At 62.1% G+C, this 12,184-nt stretch carries 15 protein-coding genes and 1 pseudogene; 7 read left to right on the top strand and 9 right to left on the bottom strand.

The features are described from left to right. Positions 1–115 precede the first annotated feature (115 nt). From NKI96_RS09905 to NKI96_RS09895, 3 genes are all read left to right on the top strand, one after another. Positions 116–1,009, top strand: a complete 894-nt coding sequence (locus tag NKI96_RS09905; RefSeq protein ID WP_023672023.1) for a branched-chain amino acid aminotransferase — start codon at positions 116–118, stop codon at positions 1,007–1,009. A 145-nt stretch (positions 1,010–1,154) separates the two neighbouring features. Then, positions 1,155–1,469, top strand: coding sequence for a hypothetical protein (locus NKI96_RS09900; protein WP_023672022.1), 315 nt, complete (start codon positions 1,155–1,157; stop codon positions 1,467–1,469). Between the two features lie 230 nt (positions 1,470–1,699). Next, the gene (locus NKI96_RS09895) at positions 1,700–2,338 is read left to right on the top strand and encodes an MBL fold metallo-hydrolase (RefSeq protein WP_023695789.1); all 639 of its coding nucleotides are present in this window, start codon (positions 1,700–1,702) and stop codon (positions 2,336–2,338) included. 65 nt (positions 2,339–2,403) lie between these two features. Here the strand turns inward: NKI96_RS09895 and NKI96_RS09890 are convergent, their stop codons facing one another. The 3 genes from NKI96_RS09890 to NKI96_RS09880 form a co-directional block, all read right to left on the bottom strand. After that, positions 2,404–2,829 (bottom strand): BA14K family protein, encoded by a 426-nt coding sequence (locus NKI96_RS09890; protein ID WP_023672020.1) that lies wholly within the window; start codon positions 2,827–2,829, stop codon positions 2,404–2,406. Between the two features lie 192 nt (positions 2,830–3,021). Then, positions 3,022–3,234 carry a cold-shock protein gene (locus NKI96_RS09885; RefSeq protein WP_023672019.1) on the bottom strand — a complete coding sequence of 71 codons (213 nt, stop codon included), beginning with the start codon at positions 3,232–3,234 and terminating at the stop codon, positions 3,022–3,024. Positions 3,235–3,586: 352 nt separating this feature from the next. Next, positions 3,587–3,799 carry a cold-shock protein gene (locus tag NKI96_RS09880; protein ID WP_006202520.1) on the bottom strand — a complete coding sequence of 71 codons (213 nt, stop codon included), beginning with the start codon at positions 3,797–3,799 and terminating at the stop codon, positions 3,587–3,589. 474 nt (positions 3,800–4,273) lie between these two features. On the opposite strand from NKI96_RS09880, the gene NKI96_RS09875 reads away from it, so the two are divergent. Then, positions 4,274–4,690 (top strand): Kazal-type serine protease inhibitor domain-containing protein, encoded by a 417-nt coding sequence (locus tag NKI96_RS09875; protein WP_352803959.1) that lies wholly within the window; start codon positions 4,274–4,276, stop codon positions 4,688–4,690. A 729-nt stretch (positions 4,691–5,419) separates the two neighbouring features. On the opposite strand, the gene NKI96_RS09870 is transcribed toward NKI96_RS09875, so the two are convergent. Then, on the bottom strand, positions 5,420–5,686 hold the full coding sequence (locus tag NKI96_RS09870) for a hypothetical protein (protein ID WP_352803958.1): 267 nt from the start codon (positions 5,684–5,686) through the stop codon (positions 5,420–5,422). Then, a complete protein-coding gene (locus NKI96_RS09865) occupies positions 5,683–5,952 on the bottom strand; it encodes a hypothetical protein (protein WP_352803956.1) in 270 nt (89 codons plus the stop codon). Before NKI96_RS09865 ends, NKI96_RS09870 begins: the two co-directional genes overlap by 4 nt. Before the next feature lie 319 nt (positions 5,953–6,271). Between NKI96_RS09865 and NKI96_RS09860 the strand changes: the two genes are divergently transcribed. Both NKI96_RS09860 and NKI96_RS09855 read left to right on the top strand, forming a co-directional pair. Then, entirely contained in the window at positions 6,272–6,454 is a 183-nt protein-coding gene (locus NKI96_RS09860) for a hypothetical protein (RefSeq protein WP_352803953.1), read from the top strand. Between the two features lie 203 nt (positions 6,455–6,657). Next, entirely contained in the window at positions 6,658–8,292 is a 1,635-nt protein-coding gene (locus tag NKI96_RS09855; RefSeq protein WP_352803950.1) for a tetratricopeptide repeat-containing sulfotransferase family protein, read from the top strand. Between the two features lie 7 nt (positions 8,293–8,299). Here NKI96_RS09855 and NKI96_RS09850 read toward each other — a convergent pair. Then, positions 8,300–8,651: pseudogene (locus NKI96_RS09850) on the bottom strand (DUF1428 domain-containing protein). 71 nt (positions 8,652–8,722) lie between these two features. Continuing rightward, positions 8,723–9,151, bottom strand: a complete 429-nt coding sequence (locus NKI96_RS09845; RefSeq protein ID WP_023691563.1) for a VOC family protein — start codon at positions 9,149–9,151, stop codon at positions 8,723–8,725. A gap of 216 nt (positions 9,152–9,367) precedes the next feature. Between NKI96_RS09845 and NKI96_RS09840 the strand changes: the two genes are divergently transcribed. Beyond that, positions 9,368–9,982: a glutathione S-transferase gene (locus NKI96_RS09840; RefSeq protein ID WP_023695782.1), complete on the top strand. Its 615-nt coding sequence runs from the start codon at positions 9,368–9,370 to the stop codon at positions 9,980–9,982. Positions 9,983–10,031: 49 nt separating this feature from the next. On the opposite strand, the gene NKI96_RS09835 is transcribed toward NKI96_RS09840, so the two are convergent. Further along, complete coding sequence (locus NKI96_RS09835; protein ID WP_023672009.1) at positions 10,032–10,205, bottom strand: hypothetical protein; 174 nt, start codon at positions 10,203–10,205, stop codon at positions 10,032–10,034. A gap of 148 nt (positions 10,206–10,353) precedes the next feature. Then, the gene (locus NKI96_RS09830; RefSeq protein ID WP_352803948.1) at positions 10,354–11,880 is read right to left on the bottom strand and encodes an ABC-F family ATP-binding cassette domain-containing protein; all 1,527 of its coding nucleotides are present in this window, start codon (positions 11,878–11,880) and stop codon (positions 10,354–10,356) included. Positions 11,881–12,184 lie beyond the last annotated feature (304 nt).

Below are 12,184 nucleotides of genomic sequence, written 5' to 3'. Positions count from 1 at the left end.
CCTGAGTTTGCCAGAGTTCGATTCTCCGCTTACGCTTCAAGGGCCGCCCGACGCGGCTGTCGCGCAACAAGAACAACACTAATGATGTGCGGGTCGCCGCCCGCGGGAGGTTTCCATGGCATCCGTTCCCTTCGACCAACTGGACGGCTTCATCTGGATCAACGGCGAGTTCGTCAAATGGGCCGATGCCAAGATCCACGTGCTGACCCACGGCCTGCACTATGCCAGCGCCGTCTTCGAGGGCGAGCGCGCCTATGGCGGCGCCATCTTCAAGCTCAACGAGCACACCGAGCGTCTGCATGAATCGGCGCGCCTGCTCGGCTTCAATATTCCCTATTCCGTGGCCGAGCTCAATGACGCCTCGACCACGCTTCTGAAGAAGCAGGGTTTCCAGGACGCCTATGTCAGGCCGATCGCCTGGCGCGGCAGCGAACAGATGGGGGTGTCGGCGCAGAACAGCCGCATCAACTGCGCCATCGCCATCTGGCAATGGCCGAGCTATTTCGACCCGGCGCAGAAGCTCAAGGGCATCCGTCTCGATCTGGCGGAATGGCGCCGGCCCGATCCGCGCACCGCGCCGTCGAAGTCGAAAGCCGCCGGCCTCTACATGATCTGCACCATGTCCAAGCATGCCGCCGAGGCCAAGGGCTATGCCGATGCCATGATGCTCGACTGGCGCGGCCAGGTCGCCGAAGCAACGGGCGCCAACATCTTCTTCGTCAAGGATGGCAAGATCCACACGCCGAAGCCCGATTGCTTCCTCGACGGCATCACCCGCCGCACCGTCATCGGCCTCGCCAAGGACCGCGGCCTTGAAGTCGTCGAGCGCGCCATCATGCCTGAGGAACTCGAAGGCTTCGAACAGTGCTTCCTCACCGGAACGGCAGCGGAAGTGACGCCGGTCTCCGAGATCGGTCCGTACCGATTCGAGGTCGGCGAGATCGCCAAGACTTTGATGAACGACTATTCTGCTGCGGTGCAACCTAAGCATGCGATAGCCGCAGAATAACGAAAGTCACAGCTTTTTTCGCAAGCAGGGGCGGTTTTGAGGCCCGCCCCTTTATTTCAGCATCTGTGCATTTGACTTTCGTACAATTCAGCGTCTCATGATGGTGTCGGCCCGGGAGGCTGGCAGCTATGGAGGGACTAGGTACATGGATACGAATACGCTCATTGCGCTCGTTGTACAGGTAATTGCAGGTGTTGTCGGTGGTCAGGCGGTCGGCGTTGCGCTGAAGAATGCGGCGATGGGCCAGTTGACCAAAATCCTCGGCGGCGCGGTTGGCGGCGTTGGCGGGGCGGCGATCCTCGGCAGCCTGCTCGGCGGCACGGCCGACCCGGCAGCGGCTGCAACGGCAGCGGGCGGATTGGGCGATACGCTGAACCTCAAAAACCTGCTCGGCGGCGCCGGCGGCGGCGCCATCCTGACCGGCATCATCGGTGCGGTCATGGGCGCGATGAAGAAGTAAGCCTCTAGATCATTCACCGTTTCACGGCGAATGATCTAGTTTGTTGTTTTACCCAATTCCGGACGGAAAACCGCTTTACACTTTTCCTGGAATTGCTCGAGACTCAGGCTTCGTCAAATGGGCGGCCGTTGGGCCGCCCATTTCTGTTTTGGGACGGACTGTTTGCCTTTCAGCAGTGGACGGCCTTCGCCCGCGCCTCTACATCACGCTGGAACAGCGAAAGGACAATCATGGGTCAGCTCAATGCCGGCATCGTGCCGGTCACGCCTTTCCAGCAGAACTGCACCATCCTGTTCGACATGGATGACAAGCATGGCGTCGTCGTCGATCCGGGCGGCGACATCGACAAGGTGCTGGCGGTGCTGAAGGACAATGCGATCACCGCCGCTGCGATCTGGATCACCCATGGCCACATCGATCACGCCGGCGGCGCCATGGAGCTGAAGGAAGCACTCGGCATCGAGATCATCGGCCCGCACGAAGCCGACAAGCTATTGCTCGACAATCTCGAGAACCAGGGCCAGCGCTACGGCATTGCCGGGGCGCGCAACTGCGTGCCCGACCGGTTTCTCGCAGAGGGCGAGACGGTTTCGTTCGGCTCACATATGTTCGAGGTGCTGCACTGCCCCGGCCATGCGCCCGGCCATGTCGTATACTACAATCGCGCGGCGAAGTTCGCTCATGTCGGCGACGTGCTGTTTCGCGGCTCGGTCGGGCGCACCGACCTGCCGGGCGGCGACCATGCGGCGCTGATCGCCTCGATTAAGAACAAGCTTTTGCCGCTCGGTGACGAGATCGGCTTCATCTGCGGCCACGGCCCGGGTGGCCGCTTTGGCGAGGAGAGGCGGACCAATCCCTTCCTAACTTAGCGATGTCTTTCTGCCAAAAAAAAGCGCTGGCCTTGCGGTCAGCGCTTTTTGTGGGACAGGGAAGCTCAATTCGCGACGCAGAAATGCTGCTCACCGTCATTGCCGGTGAACGTGCCGCTGCGGGCATTGAAGCTCCGGTAGCGGTCCGAGCAGTATTCGTACCAGTCGCGGGTCCACGGCTCGGCATAGCGGTCGGCATAGACGACCCGCGGTTCGGCATAGTAACGGCGCACCGGCGCCGGCCGCACTTCGCGGTAGTCGTAATCGTCATCATAGCTGCTGTAGCGCGGCTGCGGGTTGCTCAGCGCACCGGCGATCAGAGCGCCGGCCGCAAGGCCGACGACACCGGCCGCAAGCGCGTCGCCATTATGATGACGACCATGGCCATGATGCCAGCGGTTCCAGTCCTTGGCATTGGCGGCAGGCAAGGTGGCGAGGGTGGTCGCGGCGAGAGCGGCGCCCAGGATGGCGGTCTTGAAAATGCGATTCATTTTGGTCTCCTTCGTGCCGGCCCGGATAGTTTTCGGGGATGCGGTCCAGCCTAGGGGACGATTAATAGAAGACCGTGGCTGAACGGGGGCTGAACGGAATTGGCTGATACGATCCAGTTCTTGCGGCAAAACCAAGCGCGTACGCAAGGCGCTCCGCCTCGTCAATCTCCGTCCGGACTGTCTTGAGCCGGCTTAGCCGACCGACAGGTTGACGGCCTTTGGACCCTTGCCGCGCTTGTCCGGCTCGGTGTCGAATGTCACTTTTTGTCCATCCTCCAGACCGGAAAGACCCGAAGCCTGCACGGCCGAAATATGAACGAAGACATCCTTCTGCCCGTCGTCGGGCGTAATGAAGCCGAAGCCTTTGGCATGATTGAAGAATTTGACGGTGCCGGTCTGCGGCATGGGAAGCTCCCTTTGATCCCATAAAGTCCAGTTTCGGGCCGGCAAATGCCCGAAGGGAAATTTGTCCTTTATTTTAGCGCTATCGGCAAGAGAAAGTTTTGGCGACGGCGGCAACGCTGAAGGCTGCTCAAATAGATCGTGGCACCGAAGGCAATTCGCGCCAGACGATTGCTCCGGCGATCAGCCACGGCATTGACCGATAAAGCGTCCTTTGCCTCCGGCGACGGCGGTCATGAAAAAGGCGCAACGGGAAACGTCGCGCCTTCGAAACTCTGGACGGCTGACAAAGCCGGTTCAAACACCCTTTAGGTGCTTTTTCGAGCGCCCTGACGGGCGCGCGGGCACCGCCGGTTCAGGCCGCGCGGAGGTTGACCGCCTTCGGACCCTTGCCCATGCGGTCGGGTTCAACGTCGAAGGTGACCTTCTGGCCGTCGACGAGGGTACGCAGACCCGAGGCCTCGATCGCGGAAATGTGGACGAACACATCCTTGGCGCCGCCGTCGGGCGTGATGAAGCCGAAGCCTTTGGTCGCGTTGAAGAATTTAACGGTGCCGGTCTGGGCCATTGGGGAAACTCCTTCACCCGTGTCAGTCTTGTGGTTTGCCCGCCGCCTGGCATCGTGGGCAAGTCCCGGTGGTTGCTTCGGCAGTCCTGCATTTGCGCATGGTAAAACCCCCCGCCGAAAACGGGGCCGTCAGAGATTCACAGTATCGGGGAAAGGTCGTCCAAAACGTTCCGCTCTCCGGGTCGCAAATGCCCGAACACAAAATTTATCGCACGGAAACGTGATCGTTGCAAGATAGCGCCGCGGGCCGCGTCCATCGACGCGTCCCGACGCAGGCGCTTCGATAAACCCGGCCTCTTGAGAGTTCACCAGCCAGAGCCCGGCCACGCATGGTCCAGCGGTCTGGTCCAGGGCCAGACCAATGCGGGGGCGAGGCATCGCATGGCTCCCGCGCGGCAAACGGGGGTTGCATTTGGAAAGGGAATGGCGAGGATCGACAGGCGCGTTTTGCGCCGGCTCGAGGGAGGCATATTCATGAGATTTCTTGCGACGATCTTCTCGCGCCAGGGTTTTGCCATTCTCTTCCTGTCGGGTCTTCTTGCGGCCTGCACCGTCGTCGTCGATGACGGGCCGGGACCACGTCCGCGCCCGCCACGGCCGGAACCGGAATTCTGCACCAGGCAATACGAGCCGGTCTGCGCGCGGCGCGGCGGTGACCGCCAGACCTTCGCCAATGCCTGCCTTGCCGAACGGGAAGGCTACCGCATCGTTCGCGACGGCCCTTGCCGCGACGGCGGCGGTGGTGGCGGTGGTGGCGGCGAAGAGCCGACATTCTGCACGCGCGAATACGCCCCGGTCTGCGCCCGCCGCCATGGCGAGCTGCGCACCTTTCCCAACGCCTGCGAGGCCCGTGCCGCCGACTACCGCGTCGTCGAGGACGGCCCCTGCTGATTTTTCCTTCTCCCCTGTCGGGTGAGTCCGCCGGAGGCGAATTCACCGTCCCACTGGCACGATAAAAGGCGGCGAATGCCGGGACCCTGCGAAGCAGCGGGGACCGGGCGGGTGGACCGGACCACCCTTGGTCCTTCGCAGGCTCAGGGCGTTCGAAACTCGAAAAGCCAACAATCGGCTTTTCGTCTGCTGCGCGGACCGCTTCTCACCCCCAAGGGAGAAGGCAAGGTCGCGGATCGGAGTGGTTGCCTACGCCGAATACGCCCCGTCGGCCGGGCCGGCATAAAGCTCTGCGCCGTCCTCGTCGCAAATGCGCAGACGGTCGGGGATCTGCGGCATGGCGAGGCTGTGGAACAGCGCGGTGGCGCCCTGCAGGGCGGCGCGCAGGTTCGGCGCGTCCAGCGATACCTTGTCGAGCGTGGCTTCGTCGGCGTCGCGCGAGCGGCTCGATGAAGAACGTCAAGCACGCCTCCGTTGCAGAGTTTTGCGCGAGATCGTCAGTCCGAGATCGTCAGTCCATTGCCGGCAGGTGCGCCAGGCGCGCCCCTGGCTGGTCAGCCCTTCGACTTCGGCTTCAGGCCGCTCTCGGCTTGCTTGACCGAGGAACCGAACGGGGAGGCGGCCTTGGCCACCACCTTGTCTTTCTTGGGCTTGCGCGTTTCGCGATTGCTGCGCTGCTGACCCTTGGCGATCTGTCTGCTCCTTCGTACGTGCTGGGTGGGTGCGGTATCAGACGGCCTGGCTGTCGGGGACAGCCGGGGCGTCCGCTACTTCGAGGTTGTCTTCCGTGGTGACCCGCTCATACGTCTCCTGCTCGCTGCGGATGCGATATTGCGGCGAGCCATCCTTGACCGGCAATCTGCTCTTGATCTGAAACAGCTCGGCGGTCTTCTGGGCGAGCCCGCTGCGGCTCTTCATGCGCACGATCTGGCCGATGGCGAAGAGGTGCGAGGGCGTGTCGGTGCGCGGACGCGCATTCTGCTGGAAGCGGATCATGCTGCGTTCTCCTGGTCGCGCCCCAGCGCTGTTTCGAGTTCGAAGTAGTCGATGGCGACAAGCTGGCTGGTGGCCGGGTTCTTCACCGCCCTTGCCGGCAAATGGATGAAGGTGGCGACGCGACGCCAGGCAAGCCGCGACATGCCCTCGATCAGCTCTTCGTCGTGATCGATGTCATAGTCGCCGGCCGGCAGTTGCCCTTCCAGCCCGCTAAGCACGAAGGGTGCCGCGAAATGGGCGATGGAATGGGTGGTGCGATCCGGCATTGGCTTGGCTCTGGTTCGTCGATGCTTTCCGGCATCAACCGGGAACTCAACCATCGGCGATTGGAATGAGTTTGGCGGGTCGAGTATCTCCGACGCCGCTATATGCCAAGCTTGACCCAAAAAACGATCTCAGACCAATAATCCGAAATTGCTGATTATTCAAGCTGATTTCCGCCACGGCTCGACTGATATAAAAATTTCTCGTATAAACCTCTAATAAATCTGCTATCCTGGAACAATATCAGCCAGTTTCTTATTTAGAGAGCATCGGAATAATTATTCCAGTGCCTAAGATTATTTTTACGAAAGGGCAAAATATATGAGAATCATGAAAACGCCGGATCGTCCGACCGCAACAATCGAGCCAATCGTCCTCTTCCCCAAGGCAATATCAGTGCGCCTGACGATAAGAAGCGACGAAGCGGCACGGCGCAAGATTGCCGACACCGACGGCACGCAACGGCGGGAGCGCCGGCTCGCCGAGAGCAACCGGCTGATTTGAACGCTACATTTTCCTGGAATTCCTCTAGAGTTTCGAAGAGGTCCGCGCCCTTGGCGAGCCCACTCTTCCCTTGAACCTGCAGCGCCGATGGCCTAGATCGCGGCAAGCGGACAAAACACGGCAGGTTTCCCATCAACAGAGATCAGAGAAGAGCGGCGGGTGCTGGAGCTGGCGGACAGCCGCCGCTGAGCCTCGACCAATATGTGCAGCAGGCGCTGCAGCTGCATCAGGGCGGGCGCCGGCAGGAGGCCGAGACGCTGTACCGGCAGGTGCTGGCGCGCAAGGCCAATCACCCGGCAGCGGCGCATTTCCTGGGCCTGTTGCTGCACCAGACCGGGCGCAGCCCCGAAGGGCTGGAGCTGATCGAGCAGTCTGTGCGTCTGCAGCCGAAGAATCCCGATTTCCTCAACAATCTCGGCACGGTGATGCGCGATCTCGGCCGCATCGCAGCGGCCGCCGATTTCTTCCGCGGCGCGGTAGATCTCAAGCCCGACCAGCTCGCGGCACGCGACAATCTGGGTTCGGCGTTGAAACAGCTCGGCCAGTTCGAGGCTGCGGAGGACATCTATCGCGGCACAATCGGGCGCAATCCCTTCCATGTCCGCGCCCGCATCGGGCTTGCCGAAACGTTGCAGGAAGCCGGTCGTCTGGACGAGGCGCTGGCGACCTTTCGCGAGGCGCTGACGATCCGGCCCAGGGATGCCGACCTGTTGCACGGGCTCGGCGTCGGGCTGATGGAAAAAGGCAAGCTCGATGAGGCGGCCGACCTGTTCCGGCAGGCGTTGGCGATCACGCCAGGCATGGCAAAAGCCTGGCTGATGCTGACGCAGGTCAAGCGCCAGAAGGAGCGCGACGCCGAACTCGCCGGCATGGAGGCCCAGCATGCCAAGGCGCCGGCCGACAGCCTGGCACGCATGCAGCTGTCCTTCGGTCTCGGCAAGGCCAATGACGATTTGAAGGACTACAACAGGGCCTTCGACTATTTCGCTGAAGGCAATGCGATCCGCCGCAAGGGCATCGATTATGATCCGGTCAGGACGCGGGCCGAATTCGAGGCGATGAAGACGGTGTTCAACGCCGGCTTTTTCGAAAAGCACAAGCCAAGTGCAATCTCCGACGACACGCCGATTTTCGTCGTCGGCATGCCGCGCTCCGGCACCACGCTGGTCGAACAGATCATCGCCAGCCATCCACAAGTCTATGGCGCGGGCGAGCTCAGCATGTTGAAAACCGCGGTCGGCAAGCAATTTCCGCTGACCATGCCGGGAGGTTTCCCCTGGGGACTGGTCGATGTATCCGACGCGGAGTTTGCGGAGGCGGGCCAAGCCTATCTCGACATGCTGCATGAGCGCTATCCCAACTTCAGGCATGTCACAGACAAGATGCCAGGCAACTTCCTGCTCATCGGCTTCATCCATATGATGCTGCCGAAAGCCAAGATCATCCATTGCGCGCGCGATGCGGCGGCGACCTGCCTTTCGATCTACAAGGTGCATTTCCGCGGCGACAACCACCGCTACGGCTATGATCTGGGCGAGCTCGCCGACTTCCACAACATCTACACCGACATCATGGCGCATTGGCACGATGTTCTGCCGGGCGTCGTCCATGACGTGCGTTACGAGGATTTCGTGGCCGACCAAGAGGGACAGACGCGGGCGCTGATCGCGCATCTCGGCCTGTCCTGGGACGACAAGGCGCTGTCGTTCCACGAGACCGACCGTCCGGTGCGCACGGCCTCGGCCGCGCAGGTGCGCCAGCCGATGTATCAGGGTTCGGTCGATCTCTGGAAGCGCTATGGCGACAGGTTGAAGCCGCTGCTGGACAAGCTGGCCTGAGCAGCGGCTAAAGCTCGATGAAGGGCTGGAAGCCGCCGAAGATCATGCGCTTCATATCGAAGGGCATAGGCCCCGAATCGGGCGTCAAACGCGGATCGGCCATAACCTTGGCCATTACCGCGTCGCGGCTTTGCCTGGACGAATAGACGGCCCAGGCGAAGACGACGATCTCGTCGTCTTTTGCCTGAACGGCACGCGGAAACGAGGTCAACTCGCCATAGGGCACGTCGTCGGCGGTACATTCGACATAGGCGAGCGCTCCGTGTTCCTTCCATATCGGGCCTGCGAGGTTGGCCAGCTTCTTGTACATCGATATTTGCCTTCGGCACGGCGAGCACGAAACCATCGACATAGGACATTGGGTTTTCCTTGGAGTATCTCACAAAGCTCCTTACCGGCGTCAGCCGGTGAGGAGCTTTGTCAGCGGTGGTCAGTCTTTCTTCGCCGGCGCGTTCATCGCCCATTCGACCCCGAAGGGGTCGCGCATGTTGCCCCACTGGTCGCCCCAGAACATCAGCTGCAGCGGCACTGCGACTTCGCAGCCGGCACCGACTGCGCGCTTCCACCAGCCATCGATCTCGTCGGCGCCGAGATGGAGCTGCATGGTATAGCCCTGCGGCTTGACGGCAGGCATGCCGTTTTCGGGGTAGAAATCGGAAATCATCAGCGTCGAGCCGTTGATGTGGAGATGAATGTGCATCGTGCGGCCCTGCTCATCGGGCGGATAGAAGAACACCTGTTCGGCGCCGAAAGCCTTCTTGTAGAATTCGGCGGCCTTGAAGGCGCCGTCCAGCTGCAGATAGGGGGTCAATCCACCGAGAACTTTCGCGGCCGGCTGAATGGGGGTCTGGTCGGTCATGTCTTGTTCCTCTTTGGGTTTGGTCTGGGCGCTTGGTTGGCCTTGCGAACCCTAGGACGAACGAGGCGGCGGCGATCCTACATGTCTGATGCGATTTTCTGGGCCGATGCGATTTTCTGGCGAAACGAACTTGCGTCGGCGGCGCCCAATCAGAGCGCAATCCTCGCTGTCAGCAGGCTAGAAAGGTGACCGCTTCTCCAACCCGCTGAGACGACAATGATCCTCTATTACCAGACCCATTCGCCCTTTGCGCGCAAGGCGCTCGTCTTCGCCCATGAGGTCGGGCTTGCCGACCGGCTCGAGGTCATTCATCACGAGACCAGCCCGACCTTGCGCAATGCCCGTGTCTGCGCCGAAAACCCGCTCGGCAAGGTGCCGGTGCTGCTGCGGCCGGATGCGCCGCCGCTCTTCGATTCCGATGTCATCTGCGCCTATCTCGATACGCTGCATGACGGCCGCAAATTGCTGCCGCAGGACGGCGAAGCGCGCTGGCAGGCGTTGCGGCTGCAGGCGGTCGCCCAAGGCCTGGCGCAGACGGGCATAGGCCTGCGCTGGGAGACGGAAAGGCGGCCCGAACAGTTGCGCTATGCAGCGCTTGCCGAAGGCTACCGGGAAAAAATCGAGGCCAGCTATGACTGGATCGAAAGCGCGCTGGACGACGAGACACCGCTCCATGTCGGCCATATAGCGCTTGCCACCACGCTGTCCTGGATGGCGTTCCGCCAGCTGCCGTCCTTTCGCGCGCGGGCGCGGCTGACGCGCTGGTTCGAGGCGTTCGAAAAGCGTCGATCGATGCAGGCGACGCCGCTGTCGGGCGATACGCATGACTGAGCAACGATCGCCCCGCGGCGGCCTGCATCGATCTTTCCCGACTGCATGGTCAGGGCGCCCTGCAGATCCGCGGGCCGTTTTGCGCGTCGATGAGGATTTCCGGCCAGCCGATATCCTTGCGCAGTTCGATCGGCAGGGCCAGAAGCTCGCGCTCGCTGCGATAGCGGGCGCGGTTCTGTGCGTAACGGGCGGCGACGCGGCCTATGGATGACAAAATGGACATGATGCGTTCTCCTCAGATGAAGCCGGCATCATCGTGTCGGCATCCCAAGGACGCAGCAGGTTCAGCCGATCCGACAGAACGCTGAAAATATTTGCGGGAGATGCGAAAGCATGGACCGCAACACGGTGCGGCCCATGGTGGTAGTTCCTCAGCCCACCGTTTCAGCCACCGAGCGGAAGAAATCCTCGGGGTCTTCGACTTCGGTCAGCTTCCGCTTGTCGACCAGCCAGAAGCGGTTGCCGACGGCGCGGATGAAGGAGCGGTCATGCGAGGCGAGCACACAGCTCGCCTGGTGCTTGAGCAGTTCCTCCTCCAGCGCTTCCTGGCCGTCTATGTCGAGATGGTTGGTCGGCTCGTCCAGCAGGTAGAAGTTGGGGTGGGTGAGCCTGAGCGCCAGCATCATCAGCCGCGCCTTCTGGCCGCCGGACAGCACACCGATCTTTTTCTCCTGCATCTCAATGACAACGCCGGCGCCGGCAAGCAGCGAGCGGGCGCGTTGCTCGCCGACATCGTAGCGGTGCGAGACCAGGGCCAGCGGCGTCTCGTCGCCACTGATGCCGGCCAGCGCCTGGTCGCTGTAGCCGAGCACCGTCGACGGCGTCACCTTGACGTTCGGCACCGTGTCCGGCTCGGCGATGGCGTTGCGGATCAGATCGACGAAACGCGACTTGCCGACGCCGTTGCGGCCGAGCAGCACGATGCGGTCGCCCTGGCAGATGTGGCGCTTGCCGGTCTTGAACAGCAGCGTGCCGTCCGGCGTTTCCACCGTGGCGTCATCCAGCGTAATCAGCACCTTGGCATGGGTGCCGCGGTTGGCCAGCCGGATCGCGCCGGCCGATTTCTCGCGATGCGCCGATACCGCGGCGTCTTCCAGCTTCTCCGCCCGTTCCCTGAGTTGCTTGGTCTTCACCGTCAAAAGGTCGCTGCCGGAATTGATGCCGATGTTGTTGAGCTTGGCGGCCTGCTTGCGCAGCTGCTGCGCCACCTTCATGTCGCGCTCGAACCGGCGCGCCGTCGAAGCGTCCAGGTCGTCGAGCGTTTGCCTCGCCTTGGAATAGGGCAGTGCAAACACCGGCGAGTCCTCCGGGCGCAAGAACAGCGTGCGGTTGGTGACGGCGTCGAGAAAGGCGCGGTCGTGACTGGCGATGACCACCGGCACCTCGCGAGGCAGCGCGTTCAGCCAGCTTTCCAGCTGGCTGATCTTGGCGAGGTCGAGATGGTTGGTCGGCTCGTCGAGCAAAAGCACATCGGGGTCGGTGACCCAGACGCGGGCAATCAGCGCCAGCCGCTGCCATCCGCCGCTCAGCGCCTGCATCGGCCGTTCGCGCATCGGCTCGGGCACGTCGAGCGAATCCAGCACCACATCGACGCGCCACATCTCGCTGTCGGCCTGCTCGGCCGGCAAGGCATCGGCCACCACCTGATGGAAGGTGCGGCTAAGAAGGGCAGGTGGAACCGACTGCTCGACATGGCCGACACGCAGGCCGCGCGTGCGAGAAATGTCGCCCGAGGTCGGCTCCAGCGCGCCGGTCAGGCATTTAAGCAAGGTCGACTTGCCGCGGCCATTGGCGGCAACGATGCCGAGCCGGTCGCCGGTGCCGATGGTGAGGTCGAGATTGGAAAACAGCGGCGCACTCATGGTGACGCCGAGGGATTTGAGGCTGATCAGGGCCATTGCGATTTCTCTGGTCTTGCCGGAGACAACTCCGGATGCACTTTGACGGTGTGCTTGCCGGCCATCAGGCTCAGCTTTGCGCACCACGAAGGGCAGACCAAAAAATCGAAACGGGAAAAAACCCGTAATGTCCCTGGTCAGCCCTGCAAGCGAACTCGCAGGGCAGAAATCGGGCCACGCTGACGATGGTGATCGATAGACACGCAGCCCTCCTTTCAAGACAAAACTTTGAGTGTGTGGAGCGATTACACCAAAGGCGGGGGTGGAGGCAAGTGGGCGACGGATGCGGCGGTGGTGGAGCGCT

The organism is Mesorhizobium sp. M0292, from assembly GCF_040321695.1.
In the GTDB taxonomy this organism is placed as follows: Bacteria; Pseudomonadota; Alphaproteobacteria; order Rhizobiales; family Rhizobiaceae; genus Mesorhizobium.
The sequence above is the reverse complement of the archived record's forward strand: the minus strand, read 5'-3'. Positions and strand labels throughout refer to the sequence as shown.